The following is a 23,289-nucleotide window of genomic DNA, read 5'->3' as shown; positions in this document are numbered from 1 at the left end:
CCCGACAACAGTGAAACACAGCAAGTAATGGCTGGGCGGTGCTGGCGCGTAAACCTCCTGTTAGCCGTTTATGTTTCCGTTTGCTGGTGCGGCCATTGGGAGCGAATGACTTCCAAATCGGCGAGACATTGCCCGACTTCGTCGGCCGACAGCCAGACGGGCATTTGGCCGTACAGGATGACGACCTGTCCTTCCTGTTCAGTTTCTTCATGGTGCCGTAAGTATTCTTCCAGCTCCTCAAGCTCGCCTTGCCGAAGCACGGACTCGACCGAGAACATTTTGAACTGCTGAATGGTAAAGGAGGTGCCTTGTTCATCGTACGTGCCCGTGATCAGGCGTCCATTGATTTTGGCCATGCCGTTTGCCTCCTTTGCTTTTTTGTTAGTATAGCCAAATAGGCAAACGGCAAGCAGACGACTAATCGTCAAGCGGGCCGAACTTTTGCTCGTAATGGGCCAAAGCGAGCAGCGGGAATATGTGACGATAGCCATGGTAGTGGATGTAAAAGGCGCCGGCCATTCCTTGTCCGACCGGATATGAGGCCGTCCAGTCCGGATGATGAAGCAAGCGGAATAAGGCGCGAAAGCCGGCTTTTATTTCCGCGGTCGGACGCTCGGCAGCGGCGACTAGCCCATCAAGCGCCCAGGCGGTATGAACCGGCGTGCTGGCGCCAAGCGGCACGTACGTTTTCGCTCCGTCGCTTTTGCACGATTCGCCCCAGCCGCCGTCATCGTTTTGGATGCTCAACAACCAGCGGACGGCTTTTTGCAGCGCAGGGTGGCGAGCGGGGACGCCGACGGCTGCAAGCCCAGTGATGGCCGCCCATGTGCCGTATATATAGCAAATCCCCCAACGACCGTACCACGCGCCGTTTCGTTCTTGATGGCTTAGCAGCCAGTCGACAGCGCGGGAGGCGGCGCGATGGTCTTTCGTGATCCCGGTGAATGTCCCGAAATATTCGAGCGTCCGCCCGGTGAGGTCAGCCGTGGATGGATCCATCAGCAAAAACTCCGCCCCTTCAATTGGCAAATAACGCCAAAAGCGGTGGCTGACGTTTTTTTCAAACGCCGCAAAGCCGCCGTCATCGTTTTGCATCGAAAACAGCCATTGGTTGGCTCGGTCCCACGCATGGCGAAACGCTGTCTCTTTCGCTGCCGCCCGACGAATGGCGCGCAGCGCGGCGGTCGTATCGTCGACATCCGGGTTCATCGTGTTGACATCGGAAAATCCCCAGCCGCCCGGTATGCCATATGGGTTGTGCACCGCCCAATCGCCGTAGCGGACGTGCTGGCGCGACAACAAATAGCGGTTCGCTTTTTCGATCGTCCGGTCGGTCAGCGGTATGCCTGCTTCTTGCAGCGCATAACTCGCTAGCGCCGTATTCCAAACCGCAGCGGTCGTATATTGCATATGCGCATGCCCATCGATCGTTGTCCGCAACGAGCGCAAGCCGTGGACAGCCTTCCTAATAAGCGGATCGTCTTTCCGATAGCCGAGCGCGAGCAGCGCAAAAATCAGTAAAAATGTCGAGCTGAAGTAACTGTACAGCGTCCCGTCCGGTTCAATATGCTCAAACAAATAACGGACCGCCCGCTGTTTAGCGGCGTGATGCAGCGCGTCGGGAAGCCCGATGAGCGACTGTTTGACGTAGGATAGCAGCGACCGGCCTTCCGGCATCCTCCAATCGCCGCGCGGGGCAAACAAGTCAGACAGATCCGGGCTTTTGGCCGTTTTCCGGCTGTAGCGGCTGTCGGCCGCGATGAGAAGCGGGATCATATTCGCCCTTCCGTAAACGGAAAGGTCGTACATATTGAGCGGAAACGACGGCGGAAGCAAGAAAAATTCAAGCGGCAGCGGGAAACGAGTCGGCCATGGGTACTGCCCGGTCAACGCGAGCATCACCTTTGTAAACAAGTGGACGCGGTCAAGGCCGCCCATGTCCAAAATGTACTGTTTCGCTTTTCGTATGTGCGGATCGGTTGGTTGCCGATAACCGGAGTAAAGCAGCGCATAATACGCTTCCGCTGTCGCGGTGACGTTGCCGTCGCCTTCATCCGCAAACAGCTTCCACGCCCCGTCTGTCCCTTGCCGGCTCTCTATTCGCTCGACGAGCGCTTGAATCAACGGTTCATCATTTATTTCAAGAGTCCGCAATAAAATGATCATATAGGCGTCTGTCGAAATGCCTGTTTCAAACGGAAACCGCCACGATCCGTCGGCCGCTTGCGACCGTTTGAGCGCGGCAATCAACGCGCTTCGTTCATCGGCCACCATGCATCGCCTTCCTTTTTCACAAAATTCCGTTTCCTTCCATATTTATTCGACCGGTGGGCCGTCGATGCACCAAAAGGGGGGTCACTATGCGTTGCCTGAGGCCGAAAGCGTCATCCCTTCCCCTCTCTCTTGTTGACGTCTATCGGGAATTAAAGAAAAAGCAAAAGAAAGGGGACACGACCGTATCTGAACGTGATTTAACCGCCAAAGAACGGCAGTTCATCAGCCGCATCCGGGCGGTGACCGCGGAACACAACGAAAACAATGTGACCCGAACGGCGGCGTATCTCGATTTTTACTTGCGCCATCGCGAAATTCATTGGGCGTTTTTAGGGCATATGGTGTCGCGCAACGGCGGCTGGAATATGACCGACTTAAAAGGGGAGCTGCTCATGCGGCTGCTCTCGGAAGAAGAACGGCAGTCATTTTTTGCTTTTTTGGAGCGCGGCAACTGGCTGATTTTCCAAGATATTTATCCGCAGTTTTTGCTGTATGAAGAAAGCCAAAAGCACGGCCGACCGCTCTTTTATTTATTGCCGTATGTTGGCGTTTCGACGTTTATGGAAACGATATGGAACCATTTTTGGCACCGCGGTGATCCGTACACGTTGGCCATCGCCCTAGTGATGAACGAACAAAGCTATTTGGAACGACGAGTCATTCAGCATCCCGTATTTCAGCAAACGGTTTTTCAGACGCTCAAATTTCAACTGCAAGAGCTGCTCCATTTCAATCACATCTTGTTCCCACATGACGACGGCCAAGGCGGCACCGCCTTGATCGGCCAAACGCTTCATCAGTTTGAGTCGCTCCATGAACGCATTTTGCTTGGCAAACGGCTGTACTCGATTTTGTTTGACAATGAAGAAACGCTGGAAAATGCGGTGCGCTGGGCTGTCAGCCATCCGCATACCGGTTCGCGCAAAGATTATTGGCCGCACTTGTTTAACGATGTGTGCGAATCGTTTCCAAGGGAACCGTACCGCCGCCGCATCCGCGACTGCCAAATCGTTCCCGGCGCCCCGCGCTTGTACAGCCCGCAGCTTCGCCATGCGTGGAAAAACGTCGCCCATGAGGCGGCCGAACCTGGCGACTGGTTTACGGATCCGCACGTCGTCCGCTATCTCGTTAAACCGGAACAACCGATCAATGGGGAGATCGTTCATGCGTATTGTGAAACACTTGAAAAAATCGAACTGGCGATCATCGCCAAAAACGCCTTCTTTCACGCGCGCTAGGCGCCGCGCCTATCTCGCCTCGGCGCTGCTTGCCTCTTGGGCCGGGACGTATTTGGATTTGTATTTCACCGGAAAAGGGGTGTACGCCTTTCCGAAGCGCCCGTTTCCATCCATCTTCTCGATCGATATTTTCTTTACGATTGTGGTTCTTCCGCTATGCACCGTCTTGTTTCTTTGGCTGATGGAGCGGCTTGGCCGCCTCGGACGCATTGGCTTGATCATCGCATCGGCCGCATTGATGGCAACATTCGAAACGAAAGCGGAAGCGTACGGCTTGTTCGTTCACGACGCTCTGTGGAGGCATTCGTATTCTTTCGCTGGGTATGGCGTATTTCTCGCCATCATCTGGAGCTTTTATCGCCGATTTCAACGGATTGACTAGCATCGATGCGCATAAACAAGCGGCTGACAAGCCACGATAACAACGAAACAAACTATTGTCGAAAATAGGACGAACTGTTGTTGAGTAGGAGGGAGAACTAACAGTTAGACAAAGATTATAAAACATTGTAAAAACAAAAAATTATTATCAACTTCGTACATGTTGGATTTGAATTGCTTGAATATCTTTTTCTCAATATGACTGTGAAAGGGAAATCATTGACCAAACAGAGACAACAGAGGAGCAGGAACTTGTTGAGGATTTCGTTCAAATCATTGATGAAGGCATCGGGGGATGTGGGAATCAAGCATTTGGCGGTTTGTAGCAATGGGATGATCTTTCCCAATATCAACAAAACAAAAACAATGAAAAGGCTGGAGAAACGCCTTCGCAGGTTGCGGCGAAAAGTTTCTCGAAAATATGAAATGAACAAGGAGGGCAGCCGTTTTGTCAAAACCCGCAACATGATCAAACTCGAAAGGCGATGTCTCCTTTTGCAGCGAAGGATCAATGGAATCCGTAACAACCACATTCATCAAGCGACGAGCGCGGTAGCGAAAACCAAGCCTTGCGCTGTCGTGATGGAAACGTTGAATGTAAGCGGGATGATGAAGAACAAACATTTAGCCAAAGCCGTACAGAAGCAAAAACTATACGGCTTCAAAACAAAGTCAACGTACAAATGCAAAAAATACGGCATTTTGTTCATTGAGGCAGACGCTTGGTATCCATCTTCAAAACTGTGCTCTCAATGCGGCGCCATCAAGAAAGGCTTAACACTTTCTGACCGCACATACACATGCCAATGTGGATGCAAGATGGATCGGGACCTCAATGCCGCCATCAACCTTGCTCGTTACGGAGAAGCATTCGTGGGCTAATCACCAAAACGGATGCTACGAATACGTACCCTTCGTTGCAGGGGAATGGAAGCCTTCGGAGCGTTATGCCCCCAACGAGAGTAGCTGATCGCGAAATCGGACGCGATGAACAAGGAATCGAACAAAGCCTTTTAGAGTTTTATAAGGTTTTGGCAACGGAACTTGATTGAAAGGAAAACAAGCCGCTTTCTTGTGCTCCATCATCATCGCCATCGGCGCCGTTCTAATGGCTAGGACAGCGACGAATGGAGACGCAGCCAAGGCAAGACGGGGGACGACCATTGTGATCTATTTGGCCGGCGACTCGACGGTCGCCGCCGCTCCCCGCTCCCGCGCCCCGCGAGCCGGATGGGGGGAAATGCTTGACGGCTGGTTTGACGATCACGTAGTGGTCAAAAATATGGCCGCTTCCGGCCGAAGCGCGAAAAGTTTTATTGAGGAAGGGCGGCTCGAGCGCATTTTGCGGGAGCTCAAAAAAGGCGATTATTTGTTCATTCAGTTTGGCCATAACGATGAAAAGGCGAACGATCCGGCGCGTTACACCGAACCGTTCACCTCTTACCAAGCGTACTTACAACAATATATTGACGGCGCCCGGGCCAAAGGGGCGATTCCCGTCCTCATCACTCCGGTCGAACGGCGGCGGTTTTCTGCCGATGGACGGGCGCTCAATTCCCACGGACGCTATCCTGCCGCCATGAAAGCGCTCGGAAAACACGAACGTGTTCCAGTGATCGATTTGACAACGAAAAGCAAACAACGGTTTGAACAGCTTGGACCGGAACGGACGAAGCGGTGGTTTTTATGGCTTGAGCCGGGCGAGCACCCCAATTACCCGGAAGGCATCAAAGACAACACCCATTTTCATCAGCGCGGGGCGAAAGAAATCGCCCGTTTGGTCGTCGAAGGCATCGTCGAACTGAATCTCCCTCTTCGCCGCCACCTCATCCGTTCGCCATACGAGATCGTTCAGCCAGGCGGTCACTAGACCGCCTCAGCGGCGAAACACCGTGACACCAGCAGCGCCCCGCCTGCTTTTTCCCGCACCCGCCCGTCCCACTTAGGGCGGGTGTGTTTTCACTTTTTACTCCCGCCAGACGCTGTCCAGCAGCCGGCATACCGCCTGCCCTTTCCATCTCTACCGGGCGCTTCCGACGTATGGCGCTCTGCCGCTCGTTGGTGAATGATACGTTTTATTCAACAAGCGGTGGTATAGGGACGCGAGCACTTGCTGAAACAGCATGCCGAGCACGACCGGCACGCTCACTGGCGGTGGAAAATAGGTCATGGCAAGCACCGCACCGGCGCTAATGTTGCGCATCCCTCCGGTAAACGTTAACGCAATAATATCCGGTGGGGCAAATCCGAGCCATCGGGCCGCCATCCAAGAAAGAAAATAACCGGAGCTCGCGATCGCCAAGACGAGCAACGCCATGAAAAACAGCCGGGCGTCAACACGGCCAAAATACGGGGCGACGACCGCGCTGTTGATCATGACGACGAGCGCCAGCGCCAGCTTGGAAAACGGCGACAGCACCACCGCCAGCTGCTCGTTCGCTTGAGTAGACAGCCGTTCGCTCGCGAACATGCCGGCGAGTGACGGCAAAATAATCATAAAAAACAAACCGAGCATCATCTGGCCCACGTCGAGCTCGACCGCGCTTCCGGCCAATACAAGCAACGTCAGCGGCACAATGATGGGCGATAAAAACGTATCAATCAAAATGACAGAAAGGGCAAGCGCCAAGTTTCCGCGGCCGAGCGACACCCAAATAAAGCTGGTCACCCCAGTCGGAATGGCGGCCGCCAACACAAACCCGATCACCGTCAAACGATCGCTGCCAAAAAACAGATGGCCAAGTCCAAACGCCCAAAGCGGGACGACGAGGTGAAGCAGACATAGCGCCGCAGCGATCGGACGAGGATGGATGAGCGCCTCTTTCAAATCAGCCAAACGCAAGCGCAAACTGCCGCTAAACGTCATGAACGCAAACAGCCACGGCACAAGCGCGGCATAGCCGCGCAGTTCGTCCGCCAGCCAGATGCCGGCCGCCACGCTCGCCGGCGTAAGAAACGGCAGCGCCTTCTCAAGCCGGCGGTTGATCGATTGCCACATCGGTTTCATCTCCCAATCTAGTCATGAACCCTCGATTCGTCTACTCTTTTAATTATACATCGTCATCGCCTGATGGGAATAACCGATTTTCCGTGAAACCGATGGCCGACGATTAGGCGGCCGCACGCGCTTTTGCCTATTTCGCTACCTTTTCCCCGATCTTTTCCGCCGGCAGCAAAATCTCATTCCGTTTGACATCGTACAACCCGTACGGAATCAGGCGAATCCCTGGCAAAAAGTCGCATGTCAAAAACAACAGCGTGTACAAAATATCATGGAACGGAAATCCGCGTTCTTGAAGAGCGTCCAGCAGCTCATCATGGAAACGGACAGCCGTGTCAAACGAACGGTCGGTTGTCATCATGCCGGTAAACGGCAGCGGAATTTCCACCACCGGCCGGCCGCCATCGATGACAACAATTCCACCGCCCATTTCATGCACCCGCTTCGCTGCCGCCGCCATCGATTCCGGACGTTTGCCGATGACAAGCAACTCGGTCGTGGTGTTATAGGTGGACGCCATGCCATCAATATCGACGGCAAACCGCTCCAAAATGGCTTTGGCCACCCATTGCCCGTTGCGGGCGATGAGCGCGGCATACAGCAGCCCTGGATGCTGGGAAAGATCCGCATAGCCGTCAACGGACGGAAGAATCGCCTCTTTCCGCCCAGTAATGACATTGCTTTTAAAATACGCAATCGGCACCGGCTGATCCGGCTTCGGGTGCGGATAGCGGTATAGACGCTCATCATCAAGCCGCTCTTTCGTGAACAGAAACGGTTTTTTCGATACGTATCGACTCCAGTCGATCTCAGGCAACGGCGCAAGCAACTCGCCGTCACGGGCGACGATGCGGCCTTTGGCGATCACAAGCGACGGCTTGAAAGTGACAAGATCAGGAAGCAAAATGACATCCGCCAGCTTCCCTGGGGCGATGCCGCCGATTTCATCGTCCAACCGCAAATACGTCGCCGCATTAATCGTCGCCATTTGCAAGGCGGTCATCGGCGGTACGCCGAGCGCCACCGCCTTCCGGACCAATCCGTCGACAAACCCTTCCCGCTCGATAAAGCCCGGGTGTGGACCGTCTACGGTCATCGTAATCCGCTGTGTGCTGACATTTTTCTCGGTAATTAAACGGATAATTTCAGGAAAATCCGGGCGGAGCGAACTATGGCGAAGCGTCGTCCACATGCCAAGCCGCAGCCGATGGAGCGCTTCTTCAGCCGTGATGGCTTCATGACAAGCGCTGACGCCGCTTGCGGCAATGCTGTTCAGTTTTTCATACGAACAGCCGGCCGTATGCCCATCAACGACTTTTCCGGCGCATTTCGCTGCTTCAATCGTTTCGAGTAAAAATGGGTCGCCTTGATACAGCAACGGCCATCGTGTCACTTCCGCCGTCCCGACGACTTCATCCATCTCAAGCAGCTTTCGAATTTCCTGTGGGTCGAACCAATCTCGCTCCCCTGGAAAATCAGCTTGCGACACCAAACGAACAAGCCAAAAGAAATGACCCGGCAAAGCCCGCAAATCCTCGATCAACTGTCGAAATCCGTCGGCGCCAAAATGCAAATAAAAAAACAGGTTGTCATTGACCGTTGTTGTCGTACCGAGCGGCAGCACTTTGGCGGTCATGCTGACGGGATTGTAAAGCACCCATGGATGGGCGTGCGGCTCAATGAACCCCGGGGATACATACATCCCTTCTGCATCAATCACAACCGTATGCTCATCAACCGCGACCTCATTTTCCCCAACATAGGCGATCGCATCTTGATAAATAGCGACGTTTTGGCGCAAAAATTCACCTGAATAGACGTTAGCGACCGTTCCGCCTTGAATGACGATATCGGCCGGGCGGCGTCCCTGCGCCACTTCAATCAGTTCGGTTCGTTTCGCTGTTCGGATCAAAGAACTTCCCCCTTTCGCAGCTGATAGCAACGATAAGCCAAGACGCAGCGATGCGTACTTGGCTTTCAGCACCCATTAGGCATTGAGCAATGGATTGATGTAGGCGCACTCCCCTATGCCATCTTCTTCAAGCAACTGCCGGACGTCATCCGGAATGGGAACCGCAAACATGCGTCCGTTCTCTTCTTTCACCCAGCCTCTAAGCTCAAAGCCATGGCCGGTTCGTACTTCTTCGCGGAACACTTCATGGCGCAGCTTGATCGTTTTCCGGTTCACTTCTTCGACCGCCGTTTTAATCGTAATAATGTCATCGTAATACAGCGGGCGCTCAAACGTACAGCCGACGTCAAGCAGCGGAAGAATGATGTTTTGTTCTTTCATCAGTTTCGCCGGCGGCAGTCCGATGCTGCGGAAAAATTGGTGTCCGGCAATATCAAACCATTTAAAGTAATTCGGATAATAGACGATGCCGGCTGCATCGGTGTCACCAAAATTTACACGCACCTGAAACTCATTCCGTTTCATGGCCGATCGTTCCTCTCACTTATTGATGTTCTCATGCTCCAACAATTGCCGCAATTTAAAACGTTGGATTTTTCCTGTAGCCGTTTTCGGGAGTTCGTCAATAAATTCGATGATGCGCGGGTATTTATAGTGGGCCAGCTGTTGCTTCGTAAACTGTTTCAGTTCTTCTTCCTTCCTTGCTGAAGGTGTGACTCCGTCTTTCAGAACGACAAACGCCTTTGGAACGGTCAAACCTTTTTCGTTTTCAACGCCGACGACCGCGACTTCCAACACATCCTCATGCTGCAGCAGGCAGTTTTCAATTTCAATCGGAGAAACCCAAATGCCGCCGACTTTCAGCATATCGTCAGAACGCCCGCAATACCAGTAGTACCCTTCCTCATCACAGTAATATTTATCACCAATATACAGCCATTCACCGACAAATTTTTGTTTGTTCTGTTCATGAAGATTCCAATATCCGTGAGCGATCGAGTCACCGCGAATAATCAAGTCCCCGACCTCATTCGGCGGCAGTTCCTTCCCTTGTCCATCGATGATCTTCACGTCGTAACCGGGCACCGCTTTTCCCGAACTGCCCGGTTTAACATCACCAATGCGGTTGGAAATAAAAATGTGCAACGCTTCGGTTGAGCCGATGCCGTCTAAAATGTCAACACCAAACAGATTTTTCCATTTGTAGTAAAAGGACGGCGGCAACGCTTCACCGGCAGACACGCAAACACGCAATGAACTCACATCAAAATGCAAGCCTGTTTTTTCGACATAATCAATCATGGCGCCATACAACGTCGGCACGCCGAAAAAGATCGTCGGTTTGTACGTTTCAATCGCCCGGAACATCGTTTCCGGCAACGGGCGTTCTTTGACGAGCACGGTCGAAGCGCCAACACCTAGCGGAAAGTACATGCCTCCACCAAGGCCGTAGGCAAAATACAGTTTAGATGCAGAAAGGCAACGATCATGTTCGTTCATTTCCAGCACTTGTCTGGCGTAGGTATTTAATGCATACTCCATATCGTGCTGCAAATGGATGACCCCTTTCGGCTCCCCAGTGCTTCCTGAACTGAACAGCCAGAACGCGGCGTCGTCCTTATTCGTCGGAGCCGCCGTCAGCTCTTTATCGGCACGTTGAAGCAATCGATGGAATGAGAGTGCTCCTTCCAAGTTATTGTTAGCGTTTTCACAGATGACAATGGCGTGCTCCAAAAAAGCAAACTGCTTCCGAACCGGCTTAAGGCGCTCCCACAAGTCTTCGTGAATGACCAATCCTTTCGCCCGGCTGTTGTTTAAAAAATATTCATAATCCGACGGCTGCATCATCGTATTGACCGGGATCGGCACCGCCCCGATTTTAATCGCGCCGAAAAACGTGTAAATAAACTCGGGCGTGTCATGGCAAACCATAATGAGGCGGTCTTCAAGCTTATAACCAAGCTCCCGCAGCATATTGCCAGTCTGGTTCACTTTTTCTTGCAATGTCCGGTACGAAATTTGCTCATCACGGTAATAAATCGCCGTTTTATCGCCTAATCCGCTGTTAACGTTATGATCAATAAACAGCCCCGCCGCATTGTACAACCTTCCGAACCCGCGCAATTCCATCGCTCACCATCCCATTTCTATGAAAATTAGATTGCTTGATGAGTGTGCATAAGGAAGCCCTTGGAAATGGACGAACCGGCTTCCCATTTCAAGGGCTTCATAACCGCAGCGCTTAAATCCCTTTCCAATTTGGCTGGCGTTTTTCCAAAAATGCGCTCAACCCTTCTTTGGCGTCTTCCGAACGGAACAGCAAGTTTTGCAGCTCGCCTTCATAGCGGATCGCCACGTTGAGCGGCATTTCTTTCCCGTTCATGATCGACAGCTTGATGTTTGAAATCGCATACGTCGCGCTGTTGACGAGCTTGCGCGCATACTCCCGCGTCCGCTCTCTCGTTTCCGCCTGCGGGAACACCCGGTTCACCAGCCCGATGTCAAGCGCCTCTTGCGGCGTGATCGTTTCTCCCGTAATGTTCATATCCAACGCCCGCGAGTAGCCAACGAGCCGCGCCAGCCGCTGCGTTCCGCCCGTGCCAGCCAACACCCCGAGCGTCACTTCCGGCAGCCCGATTTTTCCTGCTTCATCCCCCATAAACCGCAAGTCGCACGCGAGCGCCATCTCCAAGCCCCCGCCGACTGTATGCCCTTCTAAACAAGCGATATACACTTGCGGCGAGCGGGCGATTTTATCGAGCGTCTCATTGCAGAACAAGCAAAATTGCGTTTTGAACCGCGGGTCGGCCGAACGCAAAAAGTTGATGTCCGCCCCCGCCGAGAAAAACTTCGGCACATCGCTCATGATGATGACGACTTTGATGTCCGGGTCGAAGCGGATGTCGTCAATCGCCGCATTGAATTCTTTGTAAAATTCCAGATCGTACGAGTTCGATTTGTTAATGTGCAAATGAATCTCGGCAATCCCTTCTTCTTTGACGACCGTCAAGTATTGTTTTTTCGTTTCTACAGCTACCATTCTCGTATTCCCCTTCCTTATTGATTTTTGATGTGACGCAGGCAACGGTCCAATCACCCGTTTTTGAAAGTTCATTTCCGTCTTTGTATTTCCGAAAACATGAAGAACACCGCTCGTTTTGTGCTGTTTTTTTCTCACCTCCTGTTGTGTCTTTCTTATTTCAACTGAACAAATGGTTCAGCAGCAACCGCTTTCAATTCCCGTTGCAAATGTTCAACGAGTTGGACTCCTTTCGGCAAATACCCTTCCTCCTGCAGCTCTTTCTTGTCCTCGACATCCTTTAACCAAGCGGCTGCCTCGTTCGCCGCAGCGTTCAACGCCTGGCGGAAACGGTGCGGAACGGCGCCTTGGTCATGGATAAGCTGCTGCGCCCAGTTTTTCGCGTAAACGATATGGTCTTGCTGTTCACGGACGAGCTTTTGAATTTTAGAAACAACAGCCGGATGGTTCGCCTGCAGCGCCGATTGCAAGACCGCATCAATGGCCGTGTTCACGGTATATAGTGCCGCGATGAGCGTGATCCAGTTATGCACGTTGACGGCGCTTGCCATCGCTTTTCCGGATTGTCCGTAAATTTCCGGTTTTTTTCCTTTTCCTCCGCGCAAATCAAAACACCAGTTGTACAGCAAGCGAGCGTGCCCTAATTCTCCTTGGGCCATCGCGATCGCGGCCAGCGTCGCTTCCAAATTTGGACCGCTGACCCCGACTTCCACAAGGCGGTCGCCAAGCACGTATTTATTGTCAGCGATCGTTTCAAGCAGTTCAACGAGCGAATGTACACTCGGCTGCATCGGTTCCATTCATCCTTCACTCCTTTTTAGGCAAACAGCCATTTCGGTTTTCTCACCCAAACGAGCTCGCTGCGGTCGACAACGACCATTTCCGCCCAGTCCTCTTCATCGTACGTATAAGAAGCATACACTTTTGCCAGCTCTTCATTTTCTGCTTCCACCGTGCCGATATGGGCCAATTGGTCACCCCGCTTTACGCGGGCGAAAATATCAAACGTTTTTCGCTGCTGGGTCGCCGTCATGTTGAGCTCACCCCCCAATATTTTAATTTTTCGCGTCCTTCCGGGCTGATCCGGTCAACCGTCCACGGCGGATCCCAGACGACGTAAATATGCACATCGCGAATGTCTTCTTCCTTAAGCAAACGATCGCGGATATCTTGCTCGATCCATTCCATACAGGCGCACGATACCGCCGTATACGTCATGGTGACATGCAGTTCATCGTCGTTTTTTTCAATATCGTAAATCAATCCCATATCGACGACGCTGATCGGAAATTCCGGATCCATCACTTCTTTCAGCGCCTGCCAATATTTTTCGGTGCCTTGTTTGCCCATTACACCGCTTCCTTTCGCAATTGTTCAAACTCTTTGGCCCCTTTTTGAATCCGGGCAACGAATTCTTTATTTTTCGGCCCCCGCTGTTTAAACCGTTTGATGACGTTATCCCACGTGTCCGGCTGGTCGAACAGCCATTTTTTATTCACCGGATCAAACTTGCACGGGAACGGCACATCGAGCACGTATTTTTGTTGCTCTTCATCGTAATGGGCAGGGACTTTGACACCGATCGATTCGCAGAACGGAACGGCCGTTGACAGCCATTTTTGCCGCAGCTCATCGTTTGTCCGTCCTTTTAGGCGGTACTCAAGTTGCGCCGAGCGGCTTTTCAGCCGGTCTTCCACCCCGAAAAACTCAAGCGCCATTAAAAACATCCAATCGACGGCTTTTTGTACTTCTTCACGCAAGTTTGGATCTTGCATGGCCGTTCTCATAATGATTTCGCCGTTTCTGAGATGGAACAGCTCTTCTTTGTCGACTTTCACAAGCGCCCGCTTCCACGGCCCGTAGGACGTATACTCAAACGCATCGCCAAGGAGCGTGTAGCCCGCCCGGTCAAAAAAGGCGTTAAAGACACCAAGTTCAATCCAGTTTGACAGTTCAAAATCGAAAGCGTACGGGTTTTTCCAGCGGTTCGCTTCCCGCTCGTAAAGCAGCTGATCGACATCTTCACCTAAATCTTTCAGCAGCCGGTAAGCGATGTGGGCATGGCCAATTTCATCTTGCATAATGGCCAGCGCCGTAATTTTGCTGTTGAGCGTCGGCGCTTGGTCATACACAGTCAATAGCGGCGGAACGCTTAACAGTTCGGTGTCGCCGACGATCGTCAATGTCTGTTTCAACGCTGCCAAATACTCCTCATTCATATCCTCGATCCCTTCGACGATAAATCCGTTTTGAACTTTTTCTTTCAGCATTGTCGCTTGATCCATATCCTCACCCTCTTTATTATGTTTTTTTAACTATCGTATTATATACATAATGTTAATACACTATAAAGTTCGTTGTCAACTTAAAAATAGAAAAAATCCGAAAATTATTTTTCTTTAATTCCCTTAGATTTTCTAAATATTCCGCCCCCCTCCTTTTATCAATCTCCGCAGATCGCCTTTTGTAACGTTCAATGTTTGTTTTCCGTCCGTATATTTTTCGTGTAATCAGAAAGCTGCGCAGCGCAATCCCTTGTTGTTTAACGAGACAAAAAAAAGCCTAGCTGTCTGCACAGCTGGCCGTTCGTCATGATACATACACAATCATATTGTTATGTTCCTCTGTTTGCACTTGACCGATAGAGCGCAAATATTCCAAATGCGCCAACGTTTCCGCCACCGCAAACCGCCATTGGTGCGCGGTCAGCGGCTTATGGCCGAACACGAGATGGGCCACTTCATAAGCAGTGCGCCCCTTCTCTGTCAGCGTTTTCATCTTTTGCAGCCGTTGTTCATGATGGCGGAAAATATCGCTGATCCGCTCGCGAAACTGGCGGATCACCGCACCGTGGGCAGGCAGGGCAATGTCGACATCGAGCGCCTCGACTTTACGCAAAGAGGCGAAATATTGCTCTAACGGATTCGGGTGGGCGCCCGGCCATACGCTAATATTCGGGGTAATGCGGTCAAGCACATGATCCGATACTAACAGTTGGCGCGATTCCGGCTGATAAAAACTGACTAGACCGTCACTATGCCCTGGAACCGGGATGACGACCCACCGCCGTTGCCCAAGCACAATCTCGCGGTGATCTAAAACCGTTAACACCGGAAACGGGCTGACGCGCAATGATAACTTCCACATGTTCTCTTCAATTTCAGCCGCAAGTTCATCCGGAACGCCATGGCAGCGAAACAGTGCAGCAACTTCGCTCGCTTGGGAGCTCTCTTCCCCCCACACCCGTTCGGCCATCGCCTGATCCGGTTCACTGATCCATATCGGCGCTTCCGTCTGTTGCTGCATCCAACCAGCAAGGCCAAAATGATCGGGATGGAAGTGGGTGATATAAATGGCGCGAACGTGCCGCGGCTTGATTCCTAATTGCCGGAAGGCCGCTTCCCAAGCGTGCATGGCCTCAGGGCAACGAAATCCAACGTCGACCAAGCTCCACCCGTCTGTCTCTTGGCATACGTAACAATACACATATTTCATCGGAAACGGGACGGGAATCGGAACGCGATAAATCCCGTCCCCCACGGCTTCAATTTCTTTATGTAGCATCTGTTTCCTCTCCCCTCTATCATCGTGATCTCTTTGTCTCTATGCAACAGCCAATCAAAAAACGAATCTGCCGATGTTTTCAGTCCAGCCGCTAAATCATCTCCATAAACGGGTTGATCGCCCTATCGCGGTTGAACGCCGATTCACGGTCCGGAGCGGGCTCAAACAACGTTTCAAAGTACCGAATGGCGGGAACAGCCAGCAGCTGATGAACATTAAAAAACAGCTCCCGCGCTCTCGTTCCACTCCAGTCGTCCGGCAATAAATCGTGCGGAAAACCCGGGTCAATAAAGAAAAAGCTTCGGTATTCATGCACAAGCTTCGTCCGCTCAACAAAACATTCGCGGTCGGTCAGCTCATTGTTCCAAGCCCGTTTTTGAAACTCCTCATATTTTTGTTCATACGTTTCAATAAACTTGTCATATTCTTTGGCGATATAGGCAAAATCCCAACCGCGCTCGATGATTTGCTCGTTGCTGTGCGACACGATGGAATCCGCCGTAAATAAAATCACATACGGCTCTAAACGATAATCTTTAATCCATTCCATGACTTGCGGTTCAATCGGGTTCGGGCTCGCCCACGTTCCGTGAGAAATAAGGCCAAATCCCATTAAACTTAATTCTTTGCGGATCTGGCTGCGCAGCTCTCGCTTTTCTTCCGGAACGGAATATGTCAACACGCGCCAGCGGCCATCCCATTTATAGTTCCGCAGCGAATAGACGCGGGTGAATCCATCCATCATCGTCCGCTTCCCTTTCGGCGTCAGCGAGTAATAGCTGTTATTGCCGATTTTCCGCACTTCAAAAAATTCTTGCTGCACCATCCTTAGTGCCGCCCCGCGAATGGACGACTCGGAAATGCCGAAGTGGGACATCATCTGAATCAAGCTTCCAATCCACACTTCATTCCCATAATGTTGAATATATTCCCCGAATAGCGTAAACATAAGTGCTCTTGGCTTCATTGCAACACACCTGTCTTTTTCAGATTTTTCTTTTATTATGTTACATTTCCCCTCTCTTTTTCAATCTCAGAATGACTATTTTTCCATAAAATGATCGTTTTTACATAAAAACATATCGGCCAAACCGGCCGATATGCATAAAAAGTGTGTTAAATCCCTTTCCAATTTGGCTGGCGTTTTTCCAAAAATGCGCTCAACCCTTCTTTGGCGTCTTCCGAACGGAACAGCAAGTTTTGCAGCTCGCCTTCATAGCGGATCGCCACGTTGAGCGGCATTTCTTTCCCGTTCATGATCGACAGCTTGATGTTTGAAATCGCATACGTCGCGCTGTTGACGAGCTTGCGCGCATACTCCCGCGTCCGCTCTCTCGTTTCCGCCTGCGGGAACACCCGGTTCACCAGCCCGATGTCAAGCGCCTCTTGCGGCGTGATCGTTTCTCCCGTAATGTTCATATCCAACGCCCGCGAGTAGCCAACGAGCCGCGCCAGCCGCTGCGTTCCGCCCGTGCCAGCCAACACCCCGAGCGTCACTTCCGGCAGCCCGATTTTTCCTGCTTCATCCCCCATAAACCGCAAGTCGCACGCCAGCGCCATCTCCAAGCCCCCGCCGACTGTATGCCCTTCTAAACAAGCGATATACACTTGCGGCGAGCGGGCGATTTTATCGAGCGTCTCATTGCAGAACAAGCAAAATTGCGTTTTGAACCGCGGGTCGGCCGAACGCAAAAAGTTGATGTCCGCCCCCGCCGAGAAAAACTTCGGCACATCGCTCATGATGATGACGACTTTGATGTCCGGATCAAAGCGGATGTCGTCAATCGCCGCATTGAATTCTTTGTAAAATTCCAGATCGTACGAGTTCGACTTGTTAATGTGCAAATGAATCTCAGCAATCCCTTCTTCTTTCACAACCGTCAAATATTTTTTCTCCACTGTGACTGCATTAGCCATCGTCATCCCTCCATCAAATGATGATTTATTTGAAGCATTGCTTACCTAACTATGGCGATCCGAGCGTTTCAGACTGTCTTGTTAAATGCCAAACAAGTTCAACGGCTTGCTGCCGATATAAGAGACGACGCTTTTCGTTTCGGTGTACAAATTCAACGTTTCCAGCGCCAGCTCACGTCCAAATCCTGACTGTTTGTACCCGCCAAACGGCGTTCCTGGGAAGGCGGAAATCGGGGAGTTAACCATGACAATCCCTGCCCGGATGCGCGAAGCGACGCGATGGGCTCTTCCGTGGTCTTTCGTCCATACGGCCGACCCTAAGCCGAAAATCGTATCGTTCGCCTGTTGGATCACCTCTTCCTCGTCGCGAAACTTCATAACGACAACGACCGGCCCGAAAATTTCTTCCTGCGCCACGCGCATGTCGTTTTTGACGTTTCCAATCACCGTCGGCATATACCAGTAGCCTTTCGCAAACTCGTCGCCTTCCGGAATTTTTCCGCCGTACAGCACTTCGCCGCCTTCCTCAACCGCCAGCTTCACATAGCCGTCGATCACTTGCTGGTGGCTTCGCGAAATGACCGCTCCCATATGCACCCCTTTTTCAAACGGGTTGCCGACGCGGATGCGGGAAGCTTTTTCAATAAATTTTTCCATAAATTCGTCGTAAATGGCTTCGTGGACAAACAGCCGCGAGCGCGCTTCACACGACTGCCCTGTATTGTAAAAAATTCCATAAAGCGAACCGTTGACAGCTGCTTCTATATCGCAATCATCAAACACGATATTTGGCGATTTCCCACCGAGTTCGAGCGTCACCCGTTTCAACGTCCCAGAGGCGCGCCGCATAATGTCTTTGCCGGTTTCCGTCTCCCCGGTGAAGGCCACTTTATCAATCCCCGGATGTTCGGTCATATACGGGCCAATTTCGGAACCGCTTCCTGTAATCACGTTAACGACGCCATCGGGAACCCCGGCCTCTTGGCAAATTTCTGCCAACATATAAGCGGTGATCGGCGTGTAGCTTGCTGGCTTTAACACGACCGTACACCCCGCCGCTAATGCCGGGGCTATCTTCCAAGCCGCCATCATCAGCGGATAGTTCCACGGGATGATTTGGCCGCATACGCCGACCGGCTCTTTCACCGTATAGTTGAAAAATCCGTTTGGAACTTGGTTCGTATCCCCTTGCAACGTAATCGCCGCGGCCGCGTAAAATTCAAAATCCTCAATTGCCTGCATAATTTGCCCTTTCGCCGCGTCAACCGTTTTGCCGCTGTTTAACACTTCGGCATACACTAAATCGTCAAATCGCTCTCTCATGAGGTTGGCGATTTGATTGAGCAAACGCGCGCGTTTTGCCACCGTCATTTTCTGCCATTTGCCCGACTCAAATGCCGCGCGCGCCGCTTCGACAGCACGGTCCACATCCGCTTTCGTCGCCTTGGCGACCGTCGCAATCACTTCTTCTGTCGCCGGATTGACCGTTTCAAACACTTCGCCATTGCTGCTATCAACATAGTGGCCGTTAATAAACAGCGGATAATGCTTCTTGATCGTCATCAATGGTCTCCCCTTTCTCATTGGCATCGTTTCTCCATCTCACCCGCTCAAACACACTCCTGCATTGTTGGCAATAATATTGCGATACAAGCTGAGCGGTTCCAAACATCGATAACGGCGACACATTCGCCGAACCGCAAAATGAACAGCGTACCTCCTTACGTGCCGGCATCCGTCAGACACCTCTTTGTCATTATTATGTTTTATTTAATATCGTCTGTTTAACATAATACTATTAAACTAACAACGGTTTGTCAATTATAAAACTGAAAAAAGTGAAAATTTAAACCATTATTTTTTAGAAGCCTTCCCACCTCATTCTTGCTGGGAATGAGAAAACTCAGCCTTGGACGACAAATTCTTTCGCCCTCACTGTCGTTCGGCCATCTGCCTCCTCTATTCACGTTTCTGTTCTACGGAAAGAAGACGATCGCTTAAATTTCCATAAAAAAATGAGACGGTGATACACACCGTCCCGCTGCTTCCAATCGCCCCATTTTATCATTTTCCAACAAAACGTTCACACATCGGACTCGCGCATTTCATGCATAGTTTCCCCCTCAAGCAGCGACAATATCCATTCTTTTAGATCGATGACGCGCAAATGCTTCGGCGCTGAATCCGTTCCGGCGACGATCATCGGCACGAGCGAATCGTGGCGGTGCAATGCGCCGTGGCTCGCCCCGCCGACATGGGTCGGCGACCCCTCACCGATAAATTCAAATCCCGGGGCGGCGCTGACAATCAGAAACGTCCCGCGATGCGACGTCAAAGAACTATACAGCCGAGCCAACACGTCGGGATAATCGCCGTACGAAATGCGCCCGCCGCTAGTTGTCAAATCAAGCACGCCTAGATCTCCCTGAACATCCCATCGCTGCCCGTACTCATCCGTTTGCGCCCCGTTTGGCCGAAACGTGAGCGTGCCGCTCCGAACGCCTGAAATGACGTGCGCCGCGTCTCCCTCCAGCCAGGCGATGACATCAATCCGACCGTCCTGCCGCAACGTCTCAGCAAGCCTCGCCAATGGCGCACGTTGCGGATCAAGCGTATAAATAAAAGCCATACGTTCATTGACCGCCAAAACGAGTTCGTCGTCTTTTTGCACCCCGCGTTTGAGCGCCATCACGTTGTAAGGGTGAAGCAATCGCCGCAAGTCGATGAGCGCTTTGTTTCGGTCGGCGCGGATCGGTGCTTGCCCGTTATCCCCCATGATGATCCAGCATTGGTCGCGAAGCGCTTCCTCCCAGCTCGCGTAACAGTGTAGGATGGTTTGCAATTGCTTGTCCGTTTGGACGATTCCTTTTGTATCCATCGGTCCGTGCTTATGGACGATTTTGTCCATATCCGGAAAATAGACAATGGTAAAAGGCGGCAAACGGTCTGCCCGGATAAGGTGAACGAGCTCTTGAGCAGAAAAACGGTTGTTAAATCCATACTTTTGCCAAAAGTGGCCGTTCTGATTTGAGGGGCCAAGCCGTGCAAATGATCCGTATGTAAACAAACGGGCTCCTTTCGTTTTCCGACGGCCGCGAAATGGCTTGAACAACGTAAGCAGCGCCGGCAGGCGAAGCGGATGATCCGTATTTCCACGATACAAAAGGACATTAATCGAGGCGCTTTCCTTCCCTTTGGCCGCCAGCTCCTCGTGGATGGTGGCGATGCTCTGGCTTAAATGTTCGTTGTTCAAGCGGTAGAACATATCATCGAGCGCCCGCAACAAGCCAAGTCTCCATAACTCCCGCACATGACTTCCATAGTTGATCAGCCGCTTCTCTTCGTCATGAAACCAAACAAGTCCGGGCACCCGATGGACGTCCGCATACGTTCCAGTCAAAAGCGAACTGTCGACCGTGACGGACATCGTTGGAAAGGCGGTCACTACGTTCGGATACACCACCCCTTTTTCCATAAAAAACTGGAAAGCCGGAGCTGCTCCTTCGCCCACCGCCTTCTCGAGGGCGGGATACATTAATGAATCAATGATCAACAGAATGACCCGTCTTGGCATTCTTCATCCCCCTTTCACTACACTTCCGCCAAGCTAGGGCGGAAAACGCCCTCTACAGCGTTAGTTTAGCCAATATACATAGGCGGAAACCAAAGCGGGGCATGCTAAAATATAGAAGAAAAAGCCGGCAGACGCCATGCTGCCGGCCAATTGAGCAAAGGGACAACCGTCGTTATTTTTTCTCCTCGTCTCCCGGCCGCCAAGGAGCCATTTCTTCGGCGAATTCTGCTGTGGCAAACCGCGGCGTTCCCATCCGGCGCCCCACCCAGCGGTTTAAGCCGCGAATCATATTTTGCACCGGCCCCCGGGGCATCGGCGCCATGCGCGCGCCTCTTCTGGCGCCAAGCATCGCTGCGGCAGCCGCACCGAAGCCTAAGCTGACAAGAGCCCATATCGCGTTATTGTTTCGCCGCCGTCCGGGGAGCATTCGCCATTGATTCCATAGACCGCGGCCGCGCCGAACGGCGAACAGGCGGAATAAGCGATCCATCGCACGTACACCTCCTTTGCCTAACGGCTTCTGTTCAACGGTTAGCATACGTTGCTGACGGAAAGTCATACATGGAAAACGTTAACGGACACGGACAGATCCGGGGTTGTTAAAAGCCGCATCACGATTCAAAACGATATTTGGGTGTATGAAAAAGGAAAAGAGCAAGGCGCGATCCGGCAAACAAAAAAAAACGAACCGGCATCGGATGGTGCACAGGGCTGGTGATTTCGTACAAAATACTGCTAGTTCCATCTGTTTATCAATTAGAGAAACCCTGTGGAATCAGCTTTCTTTTTTAGCGAAATGCCGCTGATTTGCTCGTGACAGCCGTTTTTCACCGGCCTTTTAGGGCAAGCTTGATAGCAGTTGGGGCCGCCTTAATCACAAAATGGAAATAGTGAAAAAAAGTGGAAGGATGACCGAAACAGAGGCCATCCTTTTTACTTCACTTCGTATGCCGTCCATGTCGGTTTTTTCACTTTTGCCGACAGCGAAATAATCTTGTTTTTCACCCGAGTCGCTTCCTTTCCTGTGAGCGGAACCGGCTGGTAGTTGTTTCGTGTCGTCACTGACGAAATACGGAACGGGATGACGCGAATTTCTTTCTTTGCCGTCCGCTTGCCGTTTTGGAAAGAAAACACTTGCTGGAAGACAAACGTATCTTTGTCGCTCGGGTTTTTGTTTCCACCAAACATAAAATTGCCGAGGCTGTAGACAATAAATTTACCTTTATACTCTTCAATCCCTTGCACGACGTGCGGATGATGGCCAACGACCAAATCGGCGCCGCTGTCAATCGCAAAGCGGCCGAGCGCCTTTTGGGTGCCGTTTGGCACATAGCTTCGTTCGATTCCCCAATGGAAATGAACGAGGATGAGATCGGCTCCTTGGTTCCGCAAGGTGCGAATGTCACCAGCAATTTGTTTGCGCAATGTGCTTGTATTGCTCCAGCCTTCATAGCCGAGCGCTCCAATTTGAATGCCCTTGACGGTTTTCATCAGCCGGAGCGTTCGACCGAAATAACCGATCTTTTCTTTTTTTAGATTGGCGATCGTATCTTGATACCCTTTTTGCAAATAATCGTATGTATGATTATTTGCCAAGTTCACGGCATCAATGCCCCCGTATGTTAAAATTTTCGCATAGCTCGGGTGGCCGCGAAAACGAAACGTTTTGCTTGCCTTGCGCGTCGCTGTCGTCAGCGTTGTCTCCAAATTGACGGTCGTAAAATCGTCGTTTTCGAAGATCGGCTTAATATATTTCGTAAAGTAGCGCAAGCCATGCCTCTTCGCTTCATCGTCAAACGAATACGCATAGCCGTAATTTTCGTCGCGTCCAAGCGTCACATCGCCCGCCGCGCTTACCGTGATGCGCATTTCGTTCGACGCCGCTTGTTTGGCAGAGGCTGACGCCACCGCCGCTTTGTCAGCCGGACCCGGCAGCGGCGGATGCATAGCTGCCGGCTTCACCGCCCCGTTCCGCGCCGCTAACACTTCTTGGGCGCCGCGGTCAGGGTTACTGCATGAAAATAAAAATAATGACAAAAGAAATACAAGTGCTGCGTTTCTTCCCCTAACAACAGAGTTCATTCTCCCTTCCCCTATCGATCAGCCGTTTTTAACGTAAACAGAACAACAAAAACTCAGAACGATGATGTATCTGCTCTCCCCTCTCCTCAAAAACGTCTTCGTTAGCCTTTCCCCAGTCGTCTGGATCGCAAAATGATCAGCTTTATATCTTTTCGACACACTCCCCTTCTCTTCCTTCTTTTGTCATTCTTTTTCTCGATTGATTGTTGAGCCATTTCTGGATGATGGCCCGCCTTGTCTATGGTATAATGAACATGCAGGCATTTCCTCTCCGCCCTCGCACGTTATACTCCTCTGCCTTTCTGC

The 23,289-nt window shown here is 51.6% G+C and carries 21 protein-coding genes and 1 pseudogene; 4 read left to right on the top strand and 18 right to left on the bottom strand.

Annotated features, from left to right (window positions below):
• Nucleotides 1-68: 68 nt before the first annotated feature.
• Both IC803_RS06970 and shc read right to left on the bottom strand, forming a co-directional pair.
• Complete coding sequence (locus IC803_RS06970) at nt 69-356, bottom strand: hypothetical protein (protein ID WP_081211311.1); 288 nt, start codon at nt 354-356, stop codon at nt 69-71.
• Between the two features lie 61 nt (nt 357-417).
• Nucleotides 418-2,274, bottom strand: a complete 1,857-nt coding sequence (gene shc / locus IC803_RS06965; RefSeq protein WP_190304279.1) for a squalene--hopene cyclase — start codon at nt 2,272-2,274, stop codon at nt 418-420.
• Nucleotides 2,275-2,360: 86 nt separating this feature from the next.
• Here shc and IC803_RS06960 point away from each other — a divergent pair, with 86 nt between their 5' ends.
• The 4 genes and pseudogenes from IC803_RS06960 (at nt 2,361) to IC803_RS06945 (ending at nt 5,763) form a co-directional block, all read left to right on the top strand.
• Nucleotides 2,361-3,512: a DUF2515 domain-containing protein gene (locus tag IC803_RS06960; protein WP_081211313.1), complete on the top strand. Its 1,152-nt coding sequence runs from the start codon at nt 2,361-2,363 to the stop codon at nt 3,510-3,512.
• Nucleotides 3,439-3,894 carry a CBO0543 family protein gene (locus IC803_RS06955; protein ID WP_223812034.1) on the top strand — a complete coding sequence of 152 codons (456 nt, stop codon included), beginning with the start codon at nt 3,439-3,441 and terminating at the stop codon, nt 3,892-3,894. The genes IC803_RS06960 and IC803_RS06955 overlap by 74 nt, the downstream gene beginning before the upstream one ends.
• A 293-nt stretch (nt 3,895-4,187) precedes the next feature.
• Nucleotides 4,188-4,775 (top strand): annotated as a pseudogene (locus IC803_RS06950) (RNA-guided endonuclease InsQ/TnpB family protein); the annotation flags it as partial.
• Between the two features lie 166 nt (nt 4,776-4,941).
• Entirely contained in the window at nt 4,942-5,763 is an 822-nt protein-coding gene (locus IC803_RS06945; RefSeq protein ID WP_081211382.1) for a rhamnogalacturonan acetylesterase, read from the top strand.
• 150 nt (nt 5,764-5,913) lie between these two features.
• Here IC803_RS06945 and IC803_RS06940 read toward each other — a convergent pair whose 3' ends face one another.
• The 16 genes from IC803_RS06940 to IC803_RS06865 form a co-directional block, all read right to left on the bottom strand.
• Nucleotides 5,914-6,891, bottom strand: a complete 978-nt coding sequence (locus IC803_RS06940) for a bile acid:sodium symporter family protein (protein ID WP_081211380.1) — start codon at nt 6,889-6,891, stop codon at nt 5,914-5,916.
• Nucleotides 6,892-7,027: 136 nt separating this feature from the next.
• The gene (locus IC803_RS06935) at nt 7,028-8,806 is read right to left on the bottom strand and encodes an adenine deaminase C-terminal domain-containing protein (RefSeq protein ID WP_081211378.1); all 1,779 of its coding nucleotides are present in this window, start codon (nt 8,804-8,806) and stop codon (nt 7,028-7,030) included.
• Nucleotides 8,807-8,881: 75 nt separating this feature from the next.
• Entirely contained in the window at nt 8,882-9,331 is a 450-nt protein-coding gene (locus IC803_RS06930) for an acyl-CoA thioesterase (RefSeq protein WP_081211376.1), read from the bottom strand.
• Nucleotides 9,332-9,346: 15 nt separating this feature from the next.
• On the bottom strand, nt 9,347-10,936 hold the full coding sequence (locus IC803_RS06925; protein WP_081211374.1) for a benzoate-CoA ligase family protein: 1,590 nt from the start codon (nt 10,934-10,936) through the stop codon (nt 9,347-9,349).
• A gap of 112 nt (nt 10,937-11,048) precedes the next feature.
• The gene (locus IC803_RS06920) at nt 11,049-11,846 is read right to left on the bottom strand and encodes an enoyl-CoA hydratase/isomerase family protein (RefSeq protein WP_063165711.1); all 798 of its coding nucleotides are present in this window, start codon (nt 11,844-11,846) and stop codon (nt 11,049-11,051) included.
• 155 nt (nt 11,847-12,001) lie between these two features.
• Nucleotides 12,002-12,646: a Phenylacetic acid catabolic protein gene (locus tag IC803_RS06915; protein WP_081211384.1), complete on the bottom strand. Its 645-nt coding sequence runs from the start codon at nt 12,644-12,646 to the stop codon at nt 12,002-12,004.
• A 17-nt stretch (nt 12,647-12,663) separates the two neighbouring features.
• On the bottom strand, nt 12,664-12,879 hold the full coding sequence (locus tag IC803_RS06910) for a hypothetical protein (protein ID WP_063165709.1): 216 nt from the start codon (nt 12,877-12,879) through the stop codon (nt 12,664-12,666).
• Nucleotides 12,876-13,196, bottom strand: a complete 321-nt coding sequence (locus tag IC803_RS06905; protein ID WP_081211386.1) for a metal-sulfur cluster assembly factor — start codon at nt 13,194-13,196, stop codon at nt 12,876-12,878. Before IC803_RS06905 ends, IC803_RS06910 begins: the two co-directional genes overlap by 4 nt.
• Entirely contained in the window at nt 13,196-14,131 is a 936-nt protein-coding gene (locus tag IC803_RS06900) for a Phenylacetic acid catabolic protein (protein WP_081211388.1), read from the bottom strand. Before IC803_RS06900 ends, IC803_RS06905 begins: the two co-directional genes overlap by 1 nt.
• A 304-nt stretch (nt 14,132-14,435) precedes the next feature.
• Complete coding sequence (locus tag IC803_RS06895; RefSeq protein WP_081211390.1) at nt 14,436-15,410, bottom strand: MBL fold metallo-hydrolase; 975 nt, start codon at nt 15,408-15,410, stop codon at nt 14,436-14,438.
• 91 nt (nt 15,411-15,501) lie between these two features.
• Nucleotides 15,502-16,377, bottom strand: a complete 876-nt coding sequence (locus tag IC803_RS06890; protein WP_081211392.1) for a PaaX family transcriptional regulator — start codon at nt 16,375-16,377, stop codon at nt 15,502-15,504.
• Nucleotides 16,378-16,526: 149 nt separating this feature from the next.
• Nucleotides 16,527-17,333, bottom strand: coding sequence for an enoyl-CoA hydratase/isomerase family protein (locus IC803_RS06885; protein WP_370543807.1), 807 nt, complete (start codon nt 17,331-17,333; stop codon nt 16,527-16,529).
• 75 nt (nt 17,334-17,408) lie between these two features.
• Nucleotides 17,409-18,890, bottom strand: coding sequence for an aldehyde dehydrogenase family protein (locus IC803_RS06880; RefSeq protein ID WP_223812033.1), 1,482 nt, complete (start codon nt 18,888-18,890; stop codon nt 17,409-17,411).
• A 520-nt stretch (nt 18,891-19,410) separates the two neighbouring features.
• Complete coding sequence (locus IC803_RS06875) at nt 19,411-20,901, bottom strand: alkaline phosphatase family protein (RefSeq protein WP_081211037.1); 1,491 nt, start codon at nt 20,899-20,901, stop codon at nt 19,411-19,413.
• Between the two features lie 172 nt (nt 20,902-21,073).
• Complete coding sequence (locus IC803_RS06870; RefSeq protein WP_081211035.1) at nt 21,074-21,391, bottom strand: hypothetical protein; 318 nt, start codon at nt 21,389-21,391, stop codon at nt 21,074-21,076.
• Between the two features lie 443 nt (nt 21,392-21,834).
• Nucleotides 21,835-22,983: a CapA family protein gene (locus tag IC803_RS06865; RefSeq protein WP_081211033.1), complete on the bottom strand. Its 1,149-nt coding sequence runs from the start codon at nt 22,981-22,983 to the stop codon at nt 21,835-21,837.
• Nucleotides 22,984-23,289 lie beyond the last annotated feature (306 nt).

Source organism: Geobacillus sp. 46C-IIa (assembly GCF_014679505.1).
Taxonomy (GTDB): Bacteria; Bacillota; Bacilli; order Bacillales; family Anoxybacillaceae; genus Geobacillus.
Note: the sequence above shows the minus strand (reverse complement) of the source record. Positions and strands in the feature narration are given on the sequence as shown.

Coding starts and splice junctions, on each gene's coding strand:
- IC803_RS06970 (WP_081211311.1), bottom strand. CDS start 356: ATGGCCAAAATCAATGGACGCCTGATCACGGGCACGTACGATGAACAA.
- shc (WP_190304279.1), bottom strand. CDS start 2,274: ATGGTGGCCGATGAACGAAGCGCGTTGATTGCCGCGCTCAAACGGTCG.
- IC803_RS06960 (WP_081211313.1), top strand. CDS start 2,361: ATGCGTTGCCTGAGGCCGAAAGCGTCATCCCTTCCCCTCTCTCTTGTT.
- IC803_RS06955 (WP_223812034.1), top strand. CDS start 3,439: ATGCGTATTGTGAAACACTTGAAAAAATCGAACTGGCGATCATCGCCA.
- IC803_RS06940 (WP_081211380.1), bottom strand. CDS start 6,891: ATGTGGCAATCGATCAACCGCCGGCTTGAGAAGGCGCTGCCGTTTCTT.
- IC803_RS06930 (WP_081211376.1), bottom strand. CDS start 9,331: ATGAAACGGAATGAGTTTCAGGTGCGTGTAAATTTTGGTGACACCGAT.
- IC803_RS06925 (WP_081211374.1), bottom strand. CDS start 10,936: ATGGAATTGCGCGGGTTCGGAAGGTTGTACAATGCGGCGGGGCTGTTT.
- IC803_RS06920 (WP_063165711.1), bottom strand. CDS start 11,846: ATGGTAGCTGTAGAAACGAAAAAACAATACTTGACGGTCGTCAAAGAA.
- IC803_RS06915 (WP_081211384.1), bottom strand. CDS start 12,646: ATGGAACCGATGCAGCCGAGTGTACATTCGCTCGTTGAACTGCTTGAA.
- IC803_RS06910 (WP_063165709.1), bottom strand. CDS start 12,879: ATGACGGCGACCCAGCAGCGAAAAACGTTTGATATTTTCGCCCGCGTA.
- IC803_RS06905 (WP_081211386.1), bottom strand. CDS start 13,196: ATGGGCAAACAAGGCACCGAAAAATATTGGCAGGCGCTGAAAGAAGTG.
- IC803_RS06900 (WP_081211388.1), bottom strand. CDS start 14,131: ATGGATCAAGCGACAATGCTGAAAGAAAAAGTTCAAAACGGATTTATC.
- IC803_RS06895 (WP_081211390.1), bottom strand. CDS start 15,410: ATGCTACATAAAGAAATTGAAGCCGTGGGGGACGGGATTTATCGCGTT.
- IC803_RS06890 (WP_081211392.1), bottom strand. CDS start 16,377: ATGAAGCCAAGAGCACTTATGTTTACGCTATTCGGGGAATATATTCAA.
- IC803_RS06885 (WP_370543807.1), bottom strand. CDS start 17,333: ATGACGATGGCTAATGCAGTCACAGTGGAGAAAAAATATTTGACGGTT.
- IC803_RS06880 (WP_223812033.1), bottom strand. CDS start 18,890: ATGACGATCAAGAAGCATTATCCGCTGTTTATTAACGGCCACTATGTT.
- IC803_RS06875 (WP_081211037.1), bottom strand. CDS start 20,901: ATGCCAAGACGGGTCATTCTGTTGATCATTGATTCATTAATGTATCCC.
- IC803_RS06870 (WP_081211035.1), bottom strand. CDS start 21,391: ATGGATCGCTTATTCCGCCTGTTCGCCGTTCGGCGCGGCCGCGGTCTA.
- IC803_RS06865 (WP_081211033.1), bottom strand. CDS start 22,983: ATGAACTCTGTTGTTAGGGGAAGAAACGCAGCACTTGTATTTCTTTTG.